Annotated in this window: 19 protein-coding genes; 7 read left to right on the top strand and 12 right to left on the bottom strand. The window is 53.1% G+C overall.

The window, feature by feature from the left end; translation table 11 throughout:
* Positions 1-247: 247 nt before the first annotated feature.
* From murI to M0P74_10085, 3 genes are all read left to right on the top strand, one after another.
* Entirely contained in the window at positions 248-1,069 is an 822-nt protein-coding gene (gene murI, locus M0P74_10095; protein ID MCK9363930.1) for a glutamate racemase, read from the top strand.
* Positions 1,070-1,107: 38 nt separating this feature from the next.
* A complete protein-coding gene (locus M0P74_10090) occupies positions 1,108-1,935 on the top strand; it encodes an MBL fold metallo-hydrolase (GenBank protein MCK9363929.1) in 828 nt (275 codons plus the stop codon).
* 61 nt (positions 1,936-1,996) lie between these two features.
* Positions 1,997-2,971 carry an alpha/beta hydrolase family protein gene (locus tag M0P74_10085; GenBank protein ID MCK9363928.1) on the top strand — a complete coding sequence of 325 codons (975 nt, stop codon included), beginning with the start codon at positions 1,997-1,999 and terminating at the stop codon, positions 2,969-2,971.
* Between the two features lie 153 nt (positions 2,972-3,124).
* Here the strand turns inward: M0P74_10085 and M0P74_10080 are convergent, their stop codons facing one another.
* The 3 genes from M0P74_10080 to rfbC form a co-directional block, all read right to left on the bottom strand.
* The gene (locus M0P74_10080) at positions 3,125-3,922 is read right to left on the bottom strand and encodes an arsenite methyltransferase (GenBank protein MCK9363927.1); all 798 of its coding nucleotides are present in this window, start codon (positions 3,920-3,922) and stop codon (positions 3,125-3,127) included.
* 89 nt (positions 3,923-4,011) lie between these two features.
* Positions 4,012-4,557 (bottom strand): RNA polymerase sigma factor SigZ, encoded by a 546-nt coding sequence (sigZ, locus tag M0P74_10075; protein ID MCK9363926.1) that lies wholly within the window; start codon positions 4,555-4,557, stop codon positions 4,012-4,014.
* Between the two features lie 10 nt (positions 4,558-4,567).
* Positions 4,568-5,122 carry a dTDP-4-dehydrorhamnose 3,5-epimerase gene (rfbC, locus tag M0P74_10070; GenBank protein ID MCK9363925.1) on the bottom strand — a complete coding sequence of 185 codons (555 nt, stop codon included), beginning with the start codon at positions 5,120-5,122 and terminating at the stop codon, positions 4,568-4,570.
* A 144-nt stretch (positions 5,123-5,266) separates the two neighbouring features.
* Between rfbC and M0P74_10065 the strand changes: the two genes are divergently transcribed.
* Positions 5,267-5,722 (top strand): PaaI family thioesterase, encoded by a 456-nt coding sequence (locus M0P74_10065; GenBank protein MCK9363924.1) that lies wholly within the window; start codon positions 5,267-5,269, stop codon positions 5,720-5,722.
* A gap of 274 nt (positions 5,723-5,996) precedes the next feature.
* Here M0P74_10065 and M0P74_10060 read toward each other — a convergent pair whose 3' ends face one another.
* A complete protein-coding gene (locus M0P74_10060) occupies positions 5,997-6,347 on the bottom strand; it encodes a hypothetical protein (protein ID MCK9363923.1) in 351 nt (116 codons plus the stop codon).
* Between the two features lie 345 nt (positions 6,348-6,692).
* On the opposite strand from M0P74_10060, the gene M0P74_10055 reads away from it, so the two are divergent.
* The gene (locus tag M0P74_10055; protein ID MCK9363922.1) at positions 6,693-7,073 is read left to right on the top strand and encodes a response regulator; all 381 of its coding nucleotides are present in this window, start codon (positions 6,693-6,695) and stop codon (positions 7,071-7,073) included.
* Between the two features lie 35 nt (positions 7,074-7,108).
* Positions 7,109-7,549, top strand: coding sequence for an MOSC domain-containing protein (locus M0P74_10050; protein ID MCK9363921.1), 441 nt, complete (start codon positions 7,109-7,111; stop codon positions 7,547-7,549).
* 311 nt (positions 7,550-7,860) lie between these two features.
* Here M0P74_10050 and M0P74_10045 read toward each other — a convergent pair whose 3' ends face one another.
* The 7 genes from M0P74_10045 to M0P74_10015 form a co-directional block, all read right to left on the bottom strand.
* Positions 7,861-9,300: a sigma-54 dependent transcriptional regulator gene (locus M0P74_10045; GenBank protein ID MCK9363920.1), complete on the bottom strand. Its 1,440-nt coding sequence runs from the start codon at positions 9,298-9,300 to the stop codon at positions 7,861-7,863.
* Positions 9,297-10,751, bottom strand: coding sequence for an ATP-binding protein (locus M0P74_10040; protein MCK9363919.1), 1,455 nt, complete (start codon positions 10,749-10,751; stop codon positions 9,297-9,299). Before M0P74_10040 ends, M0P74_10045 begins: the two co-directional genes overlap by 4 nt.
* Positions 10,752-10,867: 116 nt before the next feature.
* Positions 10,868-11,746, bottom strand: coding sequence for a glucose-1-phosphate thymidylyltransferase RfbA (gene rfbA / locus M0P74_10035; protein MCK9363918.1), 879 nt, complete (start codon positions 11,744-11,746; stop codon positions 10,868-10,870).
* A 70-nt stretch (positions 11,747-11,816) separates the two neighbouring features.
* On the bottom strand, positions 11,817-12,551 hold the full coding sequence (gene pyrF / locus M0P74_10030; protein MCK9363917.1) for an orotidine-5'-phosphate decarboxylase: 735 nt from the start codon (positions 12,549-12,551) through the stop codon (positions 11,817-11,819).
* Positions 12,552-12,688: 137 nt separating this feature from the next.
* Entirely contained in the window at positions 12,689-13,645 is a 957-nt protein-coding gene (locus M0P74_10025) for a hypothetical protein (GenBank protein MCK9363916.1), read from the bottom strand.
* A gap of 40 nt (positions 13,646-13,685) precedes the next feature.
* Positions 13,686-14,027, bottom strand: coding sequence for a cupin domain-containing protein (locus M0P74_10020; GenBank protein MCK9363915.1), 342 nt, complete (start codon positions 14,025-14,027; stop codon positions 13,686-13,688).
* 118 nt (positions 14,028-14,145) lie between these two features.
* Positions 14,146-14,334 (bottom strand): hypothetical protein, encoded by a 189-nt coding sequence (locus tag M0P74_10015; protein MCK9363914.1) that lies wholly within the window; start codon positions 14,332-14,334, stop codon positions 14,146-14,148.
* Positions 14,335-14,635: 301 nt separating this feature from the next.
* Between M0P74_10015 and M0P74_10010 the strand changes: the two genes are divergently transcribed.
* A complete protein-coding gene (locus M0P74_10010; protein MCK9363913.1) occupies positions 14,636-16,267 on the top strand; it encodes a peptide chain release factor 3 in 1,632 nt (543 codons plus the stop codon).
* Between the two features lie 136 nt (positions 16,268-16,403).
* On the opposite strand, the gene M0P74_10005 is transcribed toward M0P74_10010, so the two are convergent.
* Positions 16,404-18,362, bottom strand: a complete 1,959-nt coding sequence (locus M0P74_10005; protein ID MCK9363912.1) for a diguanylate cyclase — start codon at positions 18,360-18,362, stop codon at positions 16,404-16,406.
* Between the last annotated feature and the right edge of the window lie 104 nt (positions 18,363-18,466).

The following is an 18,466-nucleotide window of genomic DNA, read 5'->3' as shown; positions in this document are numbered from 1 at the left end:
TGATGAGGAAATCCATACCCTTTTGGATTATGCAGGCTGATGAAAATTATTCATTGCTGGTGTAACCTTTGAATCGGCAGACATGGTCCAGGCAGGTACTTTTTTTAAAGGTCTCGTTGTGCCTCCGTTCCGATTGTGATAAAGCCGCTCCGTAAAGTACAGAACGTATTGGAGAAACGAAGGTGCGAAGAGAGGGTGAAGACACTTTGGCGGGGGAATACTTTAATGATTTGCGGGGAATTGTTTTATGAAATCTGCTGCGGCCCTTAACAATGCCGGCAATCCGCTCGGGGTGTTCGACTCCGGCGTCGGGGGACTGACGGTTGTCCGCGCCTTGCTGGAGCGCCTCCCCTTTGAGAAAATCATCTATTTCGGGGACACCGCCCGTGTCCCCTACGGCGTCAAATCGGCGGAGACCATTATCGGTTACGCCCGGCAGATTACCGGATTTCTGCTTGCCAGGAACGTAAAACTGCTGATCGTCGCCTGCAACACCATGTCCGCGGTCGCTTATGAGGCAATCAGCGAACTCTCTGCCGTTCCCGTCCTCGACGTCATCCAGGCCGGCGCGGGGATGGCCTGTGCGACCACGAAAACAAAACGGGTTGGGGTAATCGGCACCCCGGCAACGATCGGCAGCGATGCCTACACCCGGGCAATGCACAGACGCGATTCTGAAATTAGCGTATTTTCAAAGGCATGTCCGCTCTTTGTGCCCCTCGTCGAAGAGGGTTGGCTCGACCATCCGGCAACCAAGCTCATCGCCCGGGAATACCTCGCCCCGGTTCTCGCCCAGCAGATAGACACCCTTGTCCTCGGCTGCACCCATTATCCATTACTGAAGCCGCTGCTCCAGGAAACGGCGGGGCCCGAAATCATGCTTGTTGATTCGGCGATCGCGGTCGCGGAAATGGCCGCCCGTCTTCTCCAGGAAAAGGGGCTTGAAACACTTAATCGGGAAAATCCTGAACATCGTTTTTTCGTAACCGACGCCCCGTACCGTTTTCAGCAGACGGGCGAAAGCTTCCTGAAACGGCCGCTCACGCCGCTGGAAATAGTCAGATGGTAGTTCCAAAATTGGGAAGAAAAAATTAGCAGAAAGGCGCTATGAAGTTTGTAAAGAAGCATGAATTCGGCAAGGTGCGGGGCTGGGAGTTCGGATGGTCGCCCATGGGCCATCCCCTGATGACGGTAATCAGCTACCGGATCGGACCGGTCCTGATAGACACCGCCTTGTCCCACATGCGGCCCGCGGTGCTGGAGATGGTTAAGCGGGAAGGAATCAAAACCGTTCTTCTGACCCACTGTCACGAGGATCACAGCGGCAACGCCCGGCCCATCAAAGACACCTTCGGCATCCCCATTTACGGGACGCAACTTACGGCAGAGAAACTCTCCCGGCCCTCCCGGATTTTGCCTTACCAGCACTTGGTGTGGGGCGCCGCCCCTCCCGTCGAGCTCAAAATATTGCCGGATGTCTGGGAGGACTTTGGTCTGCGTTTGTTACCCATCCCCACGCCCGGTCATTCCCGGGACCATATCGCCTATCTGGCGCCCGATGAGGGCTGGCTTTTCTCCGGCGATCTTTACCTCTCCAGTCATATAAAATATTTTCGCGCCGACGAACGCATCAAGGAGCAGATTACGTCCCTGAAGAAGGCGCTTACCCTGGATTTCGACGCGCTGTTCTGCGCGCATCACCCCAAACCGACCAATGGCAAGGACTTCCTTGGCAAAAAATTGCAGTACCTTGAGGATTTATATGGGAGAATAGCCGGACTGGCGTTGCAGGGGATGGACTCCTCCCTGATCATGAAAACCCTGCATCTTAAAGAGGCATGGAAAATCAAGCTGCTGTGCCTGGGCAATGTGAGCATGGAAAACCTGGTGCACTCCGTGATCAGCTCCCTGAAGCAAGCAGAGGCAGCGATATAAACAACGTAACTGTTTAGACAGACAGGCTGCAGGCTGAAGACTTCCCGGGGAAATTAAAAAGATGACAAGCATTCTTGACCGCGTCTATGCGAAACATTCCAATCGGCTCCTTTTTTTCAAGGATGGCTGGGGCGACTTGCCGCGCCTTCGGGAACTGATGCAAAAAGGCGATGACCATGGCGCGCCCCGGCCCATAGATGTTGTCTGGGAAAAGACGCTGGAGACGAAGGAGGCTGTCCTGCGGCAGGGTGAATTTCTCTCCCCATACAACGCGCTGCCGCTTCCCGGGGAAAGCAAAAAGGCCTTTTTTGAACTGGCGCTTCCCCCGGATGCGTCCCCGGAAACACCAATCTGCCTTCATTTGGCCGCTACCGGCGACGAGGGTTTTTCCCGACGCCGCGCGCTTTTTGCCTTGCCGCTCTTGAAATCCGGGATCGGTTCGCTGATCCTGGAAAATCCCTATTACGGAAAACGCCGGCCGGCCGGACAGCAGAAAAAGATGCTTAATCATTTCAGCGACCTGGTGACAATGGGCGGGGCCGCCGCCGAGGAGGGGCGTTCCCTGCTCCGTTGGCTGCGGGAAGAGGGATACAAAAAACTGGGCGTTTGCGGTATCAGCATGGGGGGCAGCATCGCCGCAAGGGTAGCTGTGCTGGAGGAATCACCGGTCGCCGTAATCGGCTGCCTTACCGCCCATTCGGCCAGCGTTGTTTTCACGGAAGGGGTGTTGAGCCGTTATCTTGCCTGGGACGTCCTGAACAGGGAACTGGGCAAAGGTGAAAAGGCCCGCGAATTTATGAGGGAAATGCTTGATCTTACAAATCTTACAAGGTTTCCCGCTCCCCGAAAACCGGAAGCGGCGTTTCTTGTTGCAGCCAAAATTGATGCCTACGTGCCGCGATCGTCGGCCGCCCTGCTTCACTCTCACTGGCCGGGAGCAACAATGCAATGGATTCGCACCGGCCATGTCGGGGCGTTTCTCTTTCATCGTCGTCATTTTCTGGCGGCGATCAGCAATGCCTTGGCCCATCTGTAGATCAATGACATTATTTTCTCCCGTCGAATAACGGCCATGCTCCCGGAGAGGCGGCAGAATAGATGCAGTCTGCGCCGGTTTTTTCTCCGCTGCACCGGAAAGCATGACCGTCATGGGCTTGAACTTACAGGCTAAACGCCCCACCCTGCCCGATCAGGTGGCGGGTTTAACGGCTTCGATATTTGCAGAAACCACATAATCGGCAACTGCCGCTCCGGGCGCCCAATCGCGAATAAAGGTTTTACTTTCGTCTTTGGGCGCAATGCGAATCTGTCGGAACCCAGCCTTTCTCAACATTTCCTCAACATCGGCAACCACGGACGCGCCCGCCACGCAGCCGGAGAAGAGGGCCATATCCTGTTTGACATCCTCGGGCAATTCGGCACGAGCGACTACATCCGAGATAGCCAGCCTGCCGCCGGCTTTCAAAACTCGGAAGGCTTCGGCGAATACGCGCTGTTTGTCCGGCGACAAGTTGATCACGCAGTTGGAAATAATTACATCCGCCGCCTCATCGGCTGCGGGCAGGTTTTCAATTTCGCCGAGCCGGAATTCGACGTTCTGATAGCCGCCCGCCTCCGCGTTCGCGCGCGCCTTGGAAATCATTGCCGGCGTCATGTCAATGCCGATTACGCGACCAGCATCGCCGACCTGGCGCGCCGCGAGAAAACAGTCGAACCCGCCGCCGCTGCCAAGGTCTATCACGGTTTCACCAACCTTTATATTGGCAATGGCCTGGGGATTACCGCATCCCAAACCCATATTGGAGCCTTCGGGAACAGCGGCAGTCTCGTCTGCAGAGTACCCCAGCGCCTGTGACAGCGTGGTGGGCGCATCTATCGTTGACCCGCAACATGAGGACGGGCCACAGCCGCATCCCCCGCTTTCCGCGATCCGGCCATAATTTTTGCGCACAGCCTGGCGGATTTCATCGTGTTTTATATTGTTCATTCATTTTCTCCTTTCTTTAAAGGTTGCGACGCTCGCTGCGTCTTACCCTTATAGACGGAGCAGGGGCAAAAAGGACGCAAAAAAACACCTTAACCGCAATCACAGCCGCGCTGTTTGTTGCGGACTTCATAACCGATGATACCGTTCCGTCCGACTTCGATTGCGCAGCACTCGAGCAGCCGCTGGCGCAGTTTTTCGCGGCCCCGCTGCACCCGCGATTTTGCGCCTGAAAGGGAAAGTCCCAATTGAACCGCCACTTCCTTTTGCGTCAGCCCATCAATCTCCGACAGCACAAGGGGGAGCCGATAGGTCTCTGGCAAATCAGCGATCAGCGGTTCGAGGCAGGCGGCCAGTTCGGAGATATAGTCCGGTTCCGGTTCAAGGGCGGCCAATGAAGCCGGCAATTCCTCTGCGGGGTTTTGCCCACGGTAGTAGTCGGCAACGGCATTAGCCGCAATGCGGTACAGCCAGGCAGTCAGGCTGCCCGGCGCCTTAACTTTATGAATCTTTAAATGAACCTTAAGAAATACATCCTGCAGGATGTCCTCAGCGACCTCGCGGTTGCGCACCCGTTTGGCTATATAGCCGTGCAGACGAATTTTGTGTTCATTCCAAAAATCAGGCATCGTTGCCATCTTATCAACCTTACAGGTTATCCTGAAGTTTCCATATATCGTCCCACTTTCTGCCCGCCTCGTCTTTTAAGGACAAATTCGGTTCCCCCTGAAGGGGCCAGGCGATAGCAAGGGTGGGGTCGTTCCAGATGATGGTGCGCTCGTACTGGGGCGCCCAGTAATCAGTTGTTTTATAAAGAAATTCGGCAACATCGGATAAAACTAAAAATCCGTGGGCAAAGCCCTCCGGAATCCAGAGCAGCCGTTTGTTTTCAGCGGAGAGAATAACCGCCTCCCACTTCCCGAAGGCCGGCGAATTTTTCCGGATGTCAACAGCGACGTCATAAACCTCGCCGGCAATAACCCGGATCAGTTTGCCCTGGGGTTGTTTTTCCTGATAGTGCAGCCCCCGCAGGACGTTATGCTTCGAGCGGGAATGGTTGTCCTGGACAAAAGTCGTCTTGAGCCCCGTCTTTTCCTCCCAGACGCGCTGGTTGAAGCTCTCGTAGAAAAATCCCCGTTCATCTCCGAAAACGTGCGGTTCGATAATTAACAGCTCCGGAATGCCGGTCTGAACAACGTTCATTTCCTTCCTCCGATGAAGTATTGCTTTCGCCGGAGGTATAGGGGCGCTTTTTTTGCTTGTCAAGGGATATTTCCCATAGTAGAGAGCTCCCCCTGTTTCATCTTACGGGAAATTTAAAAAAAGCTGATCGAGGAGCGATAAATAATGAATGAATTACCTGAAAATATCCTGGCGATGATCAACGAAATTGCCGGCGGCTTTGACAAGTTAATGGGCCTTCGTTTCGTCAAGGCCACCCCGGAAGAGTACGTTGCCGAATTAGATGTTGATGAGAGGCACCTTCAGCCTTACGGGATAGTCCATGGCGGCGTGTACTCCGCCACAATCGAGACCTTATGCAGCCTGGGAGCGGCGCTGAGTGTTTATTCCGAGGGGAAAAGCGCTGTCGGACTGGAGAATTCCACCTCTTTCCTGCGAGCGGTGCGCTCGGGAACCATCCGCTGCACTGCCAGGCCCGTCTTTGCGGGAAAACGCTCACAAGTTTGGGAGGGGCAGGTAACAGATGACCGCGAACGGCTGATCGCGACAGGCCGCGTGCGTTTGATAATCCTCGAACAGGGCTCCGAGGCGGACGGCATTGCCGTCGGACTGAACCGATAAGTTATTCCTTCCAAGGGGGACGGCCCTCCTCGAAGGACAAAGCGTAACAAACCCTTGCCCTCTCGAAACAGCTAATCAGCCGATTGAGAAGTTTGCAGAGTTTGCCGCCGCGTTTCCATGGAAAATAAAAATACAAAAGCAGTCCGGTGAAAAAGTTACCCCGGACTGCTTTCCTCATATCTTGATGAAACCGGCGGATGATTTTATTGGTCGCCGGGCTTGTAAGCGGCTTATGTTCCTGATTAACCGAACATCGCCTTTGTTTTCTTTGGTTTTATGGATGCTTCACTTTCCCGGTAAAATGGCAGCCGCCGCATTCCATCGTCGTGCGCGTGTTTTCAAGAACACCGCCTTTGTCATGGCAGCTTCGGCATGCCTTCACCTGTGCCGGAACGGGATGCGCGGCTTTAAATGCTCCAGCATCGACTTTCTGGTTCAGCAATTCAACAGCATATTTGGCGGCAGAGGCCGTAACCCATCCGCATCGCTCCGCCCGCTGAGGTGAAAATGATTTGAATTTTGAGACCTTGCACCATTTGGAGACAGAAACATGGCAAAGCGGCGAATTGGAAACGGATGACACGATCTCGTACTTGGGATTTTTCGGTTTGTAATTGGGGAGCACCTCCTGCTATTAAAAACCCGTTCTCCCTGTTGCAAAGAAGCGGGGGCAACGCCTAAAACCAAGCAATCAATGTGCCACATTCGAATATAGAGAATTTTACCAATATTCGGATAATTACCGTTGTTCATAGAACAGTGGCCTTCAAAAAAATGGCTAAATAACCAGATGGCCTTGGCGAAATAACCATTATCTCTTCCCCTTGCCAAGCCATATTTTTGTTCTGCGCCCCCAGGGCTTCAGTATGACTGGAATTTACGTTTTCTTCAACGATGGTATGTTAATTGCATTTTATGGTTGACGGCTCGTGTAAAAATGTTATTTTTAAACGGTGAATCAGGAATAGCTATGAGTAGGAAACGGATTCTTATCGTCGATGACGATGCATTGATCCTCCAGGGATTGGCAAAGGTCATCAAGAAAGATGCGATGGAGGCGGGCGCCGAGGTAGCCACGGCGGAAACGGGTGAGGCCGCCCTTGCGGAAATTAACTCTTCGCCCTGCCATCTCTGTTTCCTCGACATTTTCCTGCCGGACACTGATGGCACGGAAGTGTTGAAAAAAATCAGGGCTGTCTCCCCAGCGACGAAGGTGGTCATGATGAGCGCGGGGATCATCAGCGCCGACATGAGGGAAAACATTGAGAAGAATGCCTACATGTTCGTTCCCAAACCCTTCGACCTCATGCAGATAAGAATGCTTGTAAAAATAATCATCGAAGAACAGTAGTTCTTAATAATTTTATATACTTAAGAGAAAAGATTATGGCAAAGGTCTTGGCGGTAAATATCAGTTCGGAAAAAGGCGTCCGAAAACATCCCGTCCCCTCCTGTGAACTGCTTATCGATCACGGTATCATAGGGGACGCGCATGCCGGCAAATGGCATCGGCAGGTAAGCCTGCTTGCCCAGGAAAGCATCGATAAGCTCCAGGCAAAGCTGACGGAGATGCAGCTCCAACCCGGCGATTTCGCCGAAAATATCACAACCGTGGGTATTGCGGTCATGAATCTCCCCATCGGGACGAGACTCCGGGTGGGAAACGAAGCGGAGCTTGAGGTGACGCAAATCGGCAAGGAATGCCACATGGCGTGCGAGATCCGGAGGCTTGTCGGGGACTGCGTGATGCCGCGCGAGGGCATCTTCGCCATAGTTATCCGGGAAGGGGCGATAAAGCCCGAAGATGAGATAGAAGTCATCGGATAAAACCCAGGGGCAAATAGTTGAACCGTGGCTGAAAGTGGGGCACTCCCCCCGCCGGCCCCGGCAGGGGAGTCTCCTCCTCCCTTCCCTCCGGGGCCTTTTCAAAGCTTATGAGGCAATTGCAAAACCATTTGTCATTCCCGAAAGCGAAGCTTAATGTTCATAATGTCTCTATCGGGAAAGCGAAGCTTAATGTTCATAATATGGTTTTTAAAGCAGTTAGAACCAGATTCCCGCTCAGAATCGTTGCGGGAATGACAAGAATGGGGAGTTTTGCAATTACCTCTTATGATTAACGGAGATTATGGAACTTCTTATGACTCGCGGGGGATATCCCGGGAGTGTGCTTCTCTTTCACTTCCCCAGTCCAATCCGAATTTCTTGAGTTGATATCTAAACGAATCGTAACTGATATTCAAAAGCCTGGCGGCCTTTGCCTTGTTGTGCGCTGTCATTTCGAGCGCTTGCACAATCAGGTCTTTTTCCACATCATCAAGGGATATCCCCGCCGCCGGCAAAAGGAATTTCTCTTCCCGTACGCTTGCCACGGGGATTGCCCAACCCCTGATTTCCATGGGCAGATGCTCCGGCATGATGAGCCTCGTGTTATTGAACACCACCATTCCCCTGACTACGTTTTTAAGTTCCCGCACATTTCCCGGCCACCTGTAGGCCAGCATCAATTTCTCGGCTTCAGCAGAGAACCCCTCAACGCCCTTTTTGTACTCCTTCGCGAAGGAGGCAAGAAAATTGTTAGCTAAAACAAGGATATCCTCCCGTCTGTCCAGATCCCGCAAGGGAGGCACGTTCAAGGCAAAGGCGTTGAGACGGTAGAAGAGGTCCATCCGGAACTCGCCCTTTTCCACCGCTCCGGACAAATCCCTGTTGGTCGTGGCGATGACGGTCACGTCGAAGGGTCTCTCTTCCCGCCCGCCGATCCTTCTTACCACTCTCTCCTCCAGGGCGCGCAGGAGCTTGCTCTGAAGGCTCAACTTCATCTCGCCCAGTTCATCCAGCAGCAGCGTGCCCCCGTCGGCCTCTTCGAAAAGCCCCTTCTTGCTTTTTTTTGCGTCGGTAAAGGCGCCCTTCTCGTAGCCGAAAAGCTCACTCTCCAGAAGGGTATCCGGCAGGGCGCTGCAGTTGACGGGAATAAAGGGGCTGGCGGAACTGATGGCCTGCCCGTGCATCATCCCGTGGATATTGCGCGCAATGACCTCCTTGCCGACGCCGCTTTCCCCGGTTATCAGGATGCTGGATACATGCGCCTCGGCTATCCTTTCCACCTTCGCCTTCAACTCTTTTTTTGCCTTGGAGAAACCCCAAAAATCGTTCTCGAACAATGATGAACTGATTTTCCTGAGATATTCGACCTCTTTTTTGAGCTTTATGTTTTCCATTGCATTCCGGATGACGATCTTGACCTCATCGACGTTGAACGGTTTGGTAAGATAATCCCAGGCGCCGATCTTCATGGCCTTCACCGCGGTCTCCGCCGAATCGTCAGCAGTAAGCATAATGACTTCAATCGCAACAGCTTCACTCTTCAGAACCTGAAGCGTCTCCATGCCGTTTTGCCCCGGCAGGTTGACATCAAGCAGAACAACATCCGGTGACCACTCGACAATGCTTTCGACGAGTTTTGCATCACCGGCATTGGTGCGCACCTCGTAGCCTTCACGTTTCAGGGTTCGGGCAAGCATTGCCAGAATCAGTTCGTCATCATCGATGAGATAAATACGTCCGGGGTTCTTCATACTGATTTCTCTACTTGCTTTCCGGCGGGCAATGCAACTGTGAACGTAACCCCATCAGGAACATTATTATGAACCTCAATTACGCCGCCATGTTCTTCGACAATCCGTTTGGAAACGGCCAATCCCAGACCAGTCCCGGAGCCCTTCCCCTTGGTTGTGAAGAAGGGCAGGAAGATCCTCGCCATCAATTCGGCAGGAATGCCTTTTCCCGTATTGCTGATCTCGATGGAAACGGTCTTTTTCTGCGTGTCTTGCCCTGTTGTTATCCTTATGGTCCCTCCCTCCGGGACGGCGTCGGCAGCGTTCAGTAAAAGATTGAGAAAAACCTGCTGCAGTTGCTGAGGATCGCCCATGATTTCCGGCAGGCGCTCATCAAATTCCCTGATTATCTGCTTGCGCGGATTGCCGGAGACGAACGACGGGTGCTTCATAATGAAATACACCTGCTGTTCCAGGAGTTTATTCACATCGACGTTGGTCGGCTGGGCTACCACCGGCCGGGCATAATTGAGAAGATTCTTCATAAGCAGCTCGATATGTCGTATCTGCTCGACCACCTTTTCGAGCGCCTCGCGGTCCTGCGGCTCCATCGTCAGTTCCGACAACAACACCTCGATCGTCACCTTCATTCCGGCAAGAGGGTTCCGGATTTCATGGGCAAGCCCCGCCGACATCTCCCCGCAGACCCGCAATTGCTCCGTCCGCTGCATGACAAGCATCTGCTTTTTCAGGGATGACGCCATTTCGTTAAACGATTCGGCCACTTCCCCAAATTCGTCCTTCAGTCCTTCAATTCTGTAATCCAAATCTCCGCCCTTGAGCCTGCGAGTGGCGTCAAGCAGGCTGTTGACAGGTCTGGTCAGTCCGCGGATCAGGAAAAAGGCCAACCCCACGGCAAAAAATGGGCCTATAGTGAGCAGCACGAACAGGGTGATCTTTCGCTGGTTTATCTTCCGAAGAACCTCCTGTTCCTGTTTGCCCAGCTTGATGCTGGTGACCTTGATGATGTTCTCAGTTGTCCTGATCAGGTTATCCCCCAGACTCAGCGCCGCATCCGCCCGCTGTCCCGCGAGCGGCGAGAGGGGATCGGCGGCAAAAACATTAAGCGTCGCGGCATCGTAGGCTATAATTTCCTTTTTCAAAGCAATCATCTTCCCGAGAGTGGAGGTGTGAGTAGAGGCATGACAGAGGACGCACCTCTCGACAATTTCCACCATGCCGGCAGCACCCGGCAAATTCTCCGGCACTAAGCATTTGCCCCGGAGAATGATCTTTTCCTGGTTTTTCTTGATGCTCAAAAGGAAGTTATTTCTAAGAACCATCGTTTGGTACATCCGGGTAATGCGATGCAGATCGTAGATGATCGCTTCCGTGGTCTTGAAGATGTAGAACCCACCGAATAAAAACATCAGGGCAAAGATGGAAAGACCCAAAATAATCTTTTTTTTCATCGCAGTGTTCTACCGCCGTTCGCTTAGGATGCCGCAATCGGACTTGGCCATTTGCCGCTTTGCCGGGGATATCATGAGGCCAAAAGCTCCGGGATGCTGGTCTGAATAACGTTCCTTTACTCTTTCTCCCCAAATATCCTTTCCAGATAGTCTCGATAACTTGAACGCGGGGTATCGTCAATAACTTTACGCATCTCTGCCCTGTCAACAAACCCCTTGCGAAAGGCGATCTCTTCGAGGCAGGCGATCTTCAGCCCCTGCCTGGCCTCCAGCGTACCGATGAAATGGCTCGCCTCCAGCAGGCTGGCATGCGTGCCCGTATCGAGCCAGGCGATACCCCTTCCGAGGGGAACAACTTGCAGCTTTCCGCGTCTCAGGTACTCCATGTTGACGTCAGTTATCTCCAGCTCCCCGCGCGCCGAAGGCTTTAGCGCTTTGGCGATTCCGGTTATCTGTTCGTCGTAAAGGTAAAGCCCTGGCACCGCGTAGGAGGACTTGGGAGCAACCGGCTTTTCTTCGATGCTCACGGCCTTTCCCGTTCCGTCGAACTCGACAACCCCGTAGCGCTCCGGATCGTTGACATAATATCCAAAGACAGTGGCGCCCGCAGTAAATCCCCCGATGATCGCATCGAGCCCCATCTTCCCGTAGAAGATGTTGTCGCCCAGAATCAGACAAACGGGCCCGCCCGCGATGAACTCCTCGCCGACGATAAAGGCCTGGGCAATCCCCTGCGGTTTGGGCTGCACCTTGTAGGCAATCCTGAGTCCCCAGCGCGAGCCATCGCCGAACAGGGCCTCGAAGCGTGGGGTGTCCTGCGGCGTCGAAACAATCAGGATATCCCTGATGCCGGCGATCATCAGCGTCGCCAGTGGATAGTAGATCATCGGCTTGTCGTACACCGGCTGCAATTGTTTGCTCGCCACCATGGTCAGCGGGTAGAGCCTGCTCCCCGAACCCCCCGCAAGGATGATGCCCTTTTGAATACCCGACATAGTTTATTCTCCATAAACTTTCGTAAAAACCAGCAAAACTCACATAACGGCAAGACGTCGCGAAAAAGATTTATTTAAAAATATCTGCAATCATCTGCTGGATATTTTCGGCGGCGGCGCGGCGCTCCGGCGCCTCCCGGATCGGCCGACCGACCACAATGTAATCGGCGCCATTGAGAAATGCCTCTTTTACCCCAACCGTCCTTTTCTGGTCATCAACATTCGCGACCGGTCTGATTCCCGGCGCTACTACCAGCAGTTTTTCGCCGAGTTCCCGTCGGAGTCGCGCCGCTTCCAGACCGGAGGAGATCACGCCGTCGCAGCCGACAGCCAGGGCGCGTCTGGCCCGGGAAAGCACCAGTTCCTCCACATTGCACGCAAACCCCAGGTCCTTCAGATCGCCTGCATCGAGACTGGTCAGCGCTGTCACCGCCAGAATCTTCAGGTTTTTTTTAGCGGCGGCCGCCGCTTCCATAATTTTGTCGTTGCCGTGGACCGTTACAAATTGCACGTCGCGCTCCGTAAGCTGGCTCACCGCGGATTTGACCGTCTGCGGGACGTCAAAAAACTTCAAATCCACGAAGACCTTTTTCCCCCGCTCCCGGAGCCAGTCGGATAGTTCAAAATAGCCGCCCGCCATGAACATCTGGAGCCCCAACTTATAAAACATGACGGAATCGCCCAGTTCGGCGACCAGCGCCTTGGCCTCCTCGACCGAGGAGACATCCATCGCAAAAATCAGCCGCTCCCGCGGCAAGATGTCTTTCTTAGACAAAAATGAATCTTTTTCTTCCGTTTTATCCATAGTTCACCCTTTTACAAAACATCGCCTGTTATTCAGCTATTGCCTATCCGGAGCATCTGCGAAATCGCTTATCATTTTAGTATCATGTCTCAATTACTGCGATGGCTTCTAACATATACTGCAAGCATCTGCAACGGTTATGAAGGCAGCACCGCCGCCTTAATTCGCCTTATGGTTGCCCGAATCTTCCTGGTCCGGTCATCTTTGCGGTTCCCTTCGTCATTTTTCAGGAAGAACGAGATGGTTGATGCGCTGGTCTGAAAAACATCCCGCAGCACGGCCTTTGTCTTCAGCCGGCGGTCTCGGACCAGTGCCAGCTTTCCGTAGCCGTTGGCATCGGCCTCGTTAAAACCGAAGTCGTCAACAATAAGAACCGACCGGAACCAACCCGACAACTGCGCCTCCAGCAGCTCCCAAAAACGGCGCTCCGCCTTCCAGAAGCCCAGATCTGCGGAATTGGCAACGATAACGGAACTGAACCGCGCCTGCTTTTCAGATTTACCCGGGGACGAAGAAAAAACTGAATCTTCCGGCAACGCCTCCCGCCCCCTTGCGGCGGCTGTAACCACCTGTTTTGATGCTGGTTGTGATGCGGCATTGTTTTCGGCCTTTGTTGACGCGATCCCCCAGTCATTCAAATAGCGGATAATTGCGCCGGTCGCCTCGGCGTAATGGTCGGTTGCAATCACGACGACAGTATTTCGATCGGCGTGCAGTTTTTCGAGCAGCGGCCGCCAGAGAAGATCCATCCGGGAATGGTCGAGATACATGGTTACGAAACGCTGCGCCGCCTCGTCAACTGACGAACATGAAACTTCGTTTTTGGTGCTGGGCGCCCGGGAGGAAAGATGGAGCGACGCGATCCTGTCTGCTATAACCCGCGCATAGCCTATTGTTGTTCGGCTCCCCTCCGCCCAGGTCGGAAAAATGATTTTCTCCCAGAAAATGTTTGCATCCGTAACGCCGACAGCAGCAAGACCGCTTGCTTCGAGAGCGCTGGCAAGATTTTCCGGACGTCCGAAATCGGGCGCTTCGATGCTCAGAGTGCCTGAGTAGTCAAAGATAACAAGTATTTGGGATTGAAGTTGTGCCATTTATCACTTTCCAGTCTTAAATTGTACACCCTCAAGTAAACTAAGTCCCCGCCTGTTCCCCGCCAAAATGGATAGCCAGCCAGATCGTATCCTGCCCCGGGTCGGTCCTTTCCACGCGGTGGCGCACATGCCTGGGGATGAGGAGGCAATCACCCGGAGCGAGCGCGATCTTCCGGCCATCTGCAAAAGAAAGTTCCGCCGTTCCCGCAAGCAGCAGAACCCATTCATTTTCCTGCTGATTGTACCAGAAACCCTCCGGCGATGCTTCGCCATGGGAGACAATCCGCTCGATCCGCAAGTTTTCAGCCCGCAGAATGTCCTGAAATGCCTCTTTTGTTCGCTCCGAGGGAATTTCGTCAAAAAGATTAAGAACTTTAATCATGCCTTCATCCTCAATAAATGTTTACAAGCCATGCTTTTGACATAGCAAACACCATTGAGCTAATTGCAAAACTCGCAATTCTGTCATTCCCGCGACGCTTCTGGGCGGGAATCTGGTTCTAACTGCTTGAAAAACCATATTCCCGATAGAGACATTCGGGAATGACAAATGGTTTTGCAATTGCCTCCATTGTAAAAACAATTATCTCTCCTGTAAACAGCGCCTCTTGCTCAAGGAAATCAGCGGTAAAATGCAGCATGGATAGGGCGAAAATCGTCTTTACGTTGGTGTGGTTTTGCTCTGTCATGCGGATGCTTTCAGCCTGAAACAATTTATATTTATATCATCAATAGTTACAACATCGTTGCCATCGATAAATGCGCCACAGGTCATCTCACTGCCCTATTTTTGGTTAAATAAACCATTGCCGTCTTTTGTGCAACCGTGAAGAATCATGATCAGGGAAGGCAGCGCCGCAGCAAGCGAAAAGACTTGACAATATTCCCCTCATCATATAGAAGAACCGCGGATTTACGATGTTTTAGTCCCCTGTGCCGGGAGGCGATTGGGGATTTTTTATTCATGCAACTTGGGGACAGGTACACCATATGGGAATTGAAGACACAGCCGCGGAGACGCCTGCGACATTCAATGACGAGCGCCGGCGAAGGCAGGAGATCGAGCAGCGCCGCACCTTCGGGATCATCAGCCATCCCGACGCCGGGAAAACAACGCTGACCGAAAAACTGCTCCTCTTCGGCGGGGCGATTCAGTTGGCCGGGGCGGTGAAGGCCAGAAAGGCCGGACGCCACGCGACGAGCGACTGGATGACGATCGAAAAGGAGCGGGGAATCTCAGTTACAACCTCCGTGATGAAGTTTCACTACCGGAATTTTGAGATCAACCTCCTCGACACCCCTGGCCATCAGGATTTCTCCGAGGACACCTACCGCGTGCTTACCGCCGTGGATAGCGCGCTGATGGTAATCGACAGCGGCAAGGGGGTTGAGCCGCAGACGGAAAAGCTGATGGAGGTTTGCCGGATGCGCAACACGCCGATCATGACATTCATAAACAAGCTTGATCGCGACGGCCTGGCGCCGATGGATATCCTCTCCGACATTGAGGACAAGCTCCAGATCGAGTGCGTCCCGCTTTCCTGGCCGATCGGGATGGGCAAGGACTTCAAGGGGGTTTACAACATCTACCGCCGCTCCCTCCACCTGTTCACCCCGGGGAAGGACAGCCGCAAGGAAGCGGGAATCACGATTACCGATCTGGACGATCCCCGGCTGGACGATCTGCTGGGCAGCAGCGCCGGGCGGCTCCGGGAGGATATCGAGCTGATCGCCGGGGCTTCCAGCCCGTTTTCGATGGAGGAATACCTCAAGGGGGGCCAGACCCCGGTATTTTTCGGCAGCGCGATCAACAACTTCGGCGTGCGGGAGCTGCTTGACGCCTTTGTCGAAATGGCGCCCGCACCCGGCCCCCGGATGACGACCACCAGAGCGGTCTCACCCTTTGAGGAGACATTTTCCGGATTTGTCTTCAAGATTCAGGCGAACATGGATCTTGCCCACCGCGACCGGATCGCCTTTTTCCGGATCTGTTCGGGGAAATTCACCCGCGGGATGAAGGTGATGCACCACCGGATCGGCCGCGAAATCGTCCTTGCCAACGCGACGATCTTCATGGCGCAGGATCGCACCAACGTCGAAGAGGCCTGGCCGGGGGACATCATCGGCATCCATAACCACGGCACGATTCAGACCGGCGATACCTTTACCGAAGGCGAGGTTATGCAGTTTACCGGCATCCCCAACTTTGCCCCGGAACATTTTCGGCGGGTGCTCGTCAAAAACTCGTTGAAGATCAAGCAGCTCCAGAAGGGGCTGACCCAACTTTCCGAGGAGGGGGCCGTGCAGGTGTTCAAGCCGCTCGCGGGCAATGACTATATCCTCGGGGCGGTCGGCGTCCTCCAGTTCGACGTGACGATGGCCCGCCTCAAGACGGAATACGGGGTTGACGCCTCCTACGAAACGATCGACTACACAACGGCCCGCTGGGTGACCTGCGACGACAAAAAAATGCTGGCGGATTTTGAAAAGAAGAACCAGAACAACCTCACCCTCGACGCCGACGGCCACCTCACCTATCTGACTACGAGCGAATGGCGCCTCGGTTTTGTCAAAGAGGACTGGCCCGGAATAACATTCAATAAAACCCGCGAGCACAACTGAGCCATGAGGCTGCCGCCAATTTTTCCGGACCGCCTTACCCCAGCTTCCCTCTTTTACAACGGCGGTCTTATGTGGTGAGACGAGACAGTAGAACACGCGTGCCATGCTGTATAAACGCGAATGCGATCATCGCTTCTCACTGGCCCCGCTGGCCGGCTGGCGGACCCTTCCAAGGCCCATCCTGTGGGAGCCGGTCTTCAGGAGATCGGCTCCCATCGCCGTTGACCTGGGATTCGGTCTGGGGGATTATCTGGTCCGTACTGCCGCGGCTCACCCGGACAGGCCCTTTGTCGGTGTGGGAATCGACGCTCTTCTTATTTTGCTTCCGCTCATACATCAATTTGTCCGCGGAGGCCATGAGTTCTTCAAGAATACAGGGACTTTCGGGATTATAGAAAGAGTAACCCAAACTGATTGAAAGTCGGTATCTCCTGTTTTCGAGATTGTTTCGTGCATCAATCAGAGACTGCAACCGGGCGGTAAATATCTGTGAATTTTCCTCGGTTAAATCAACGGCAAGGACGGCATACTCATCTCCTCCCAGACGAGCAAGAATGTCGGAGGTTCTGAATGTCTCTTTAAATACGGTTGCCGCTTCAATGAGGGCGTTATCCCCTTGCTCGTGGCCCAGCTTATCATTGATCAATTTCAATCCGTCCAGATCGGCAAAAAAGAGCAGCAGGCCACACTTATTCCTTTCCGCCAATTTTAACTGTTGCCCCGCAAGGGATAAAAATCCCCTTCTGTTATGCAGGCCTGTGAGCTGATCGGTGACTGCGGAGGCAAGGATTTCCGCCTCCATGCGCTTGCGCTCGGTTATATCGCGGCTGATAGTCCTGAAACCAATAACCTCGCCCCGACCATTCCTGCGCAAATCGATGGAAACCTCAGCAAATATTATGCTGCCATCCTTCTTCAGGATCCGGTGGGAATAACCTTTATTGGGTTCTCCGCTTTGGAACACGGTGTTATAGGCAGTGAACATGGCCTTTTGCTCATCCGCGGGCACGATAAGGCTAAAACTCTTCCCGATCAGTTCTTCCCGCGCATATCCGAGGTTGCGACACATGGATTCATTGACGAAGATAAAATTTCCTGACAGGTCCACCTCTGTATAGGGGTCAAACATCAAATCCATGACACTGCGGTATTTTTCTTCCTTTGCTTGAAGTTCAAGGATTTTAGCGTTAAGTTCTTCTTCCGCCAGCTTGCCGACTTCCCGGGCCATAATCCCGATTTCGTTGTTCGGATAGACATATTCGTCAACAGACAAAGCTTTTCCGGCAATAACATCCTTGATTTTGCTGGCCAGTTCAACCAGCGGGCGGGACAAACGTCTGCTCAGCGCAATACTCTGCAGAAATCCCAAAAACAGGGCGATAAAACCGGTAAGGCCGATAATAAACAACACTTTCGAAATTACCGGGTGGAGCACGTCCCTCTTTTCGACCATTGTCACGACCGTCCAGCCGGTGGAAACGATGCGGCTGAAATGGGCGATGCATTCCACATCATTGTCGTTGCGGTATGTAAAATTTCCGTTGCTGTAATGTTGTAATGATTCCGTCAGTTCCCGGGGCGATTTGTTAAGTAAGGATTGATCGGGATGCATGATAATTTTCCCGGACCTGTCCATCACAAAACTTAATTCCGTTTTGTATTCGCCGTGCTGAGCAATAAGGTCGGCAATCTGATCAATTGAACAATCAACAGCCACCACACCGCCATACCCGCCTGCGGACTGTTTCAGGGCTCTGCTGGTCGAAATCAGCCACTCTTTTGTTTTAATTTCCTGATAGGGAAGACCGATTGACGTCTCAGGTCTGGTTGCCATCGCCGCCCGATACCAAGGGCGGGTGGCCGGATCATATCCTGGGGGCGGGGTATAATCGTTTATCAGCATCAGACCGTTCTCGTAACCTGAATATATATATGTAATATTCTTGTTGACCTTGGCAATAGACCGGTACCCATCCAATATGCGCTGCTGAGCCTCTTTAGTTAGTGTCATTGCCTCCCGAATTTCCTTATTCTCTTCCAGTACCTCAATGGTGTTGATTATTTCTGTAAATTGCCCTTCAACAAAAAGGTTCAAGGCGCGATTCGTTCGCTCAATGACGGCACGCGCCTTGGATATTTCAGAATAATAAAGAACTGTTGAGAGTAAAAAACCAAAAAAGACCACAACAATCAAAGCTA

Source organism: Syntrophales bacterium (assembly GCA_023229765.1).
Taxonomy (GTDB): Bacteria; Desulfobacterota; Syntrophia; order Syntrophales; family UBA5619; genus DYTH01.
The sequence above is the reverse complement of the archived record's forward strand: the minus strand, read 5'-3'. Positions and strand labels throughout refer to the sequence as shown.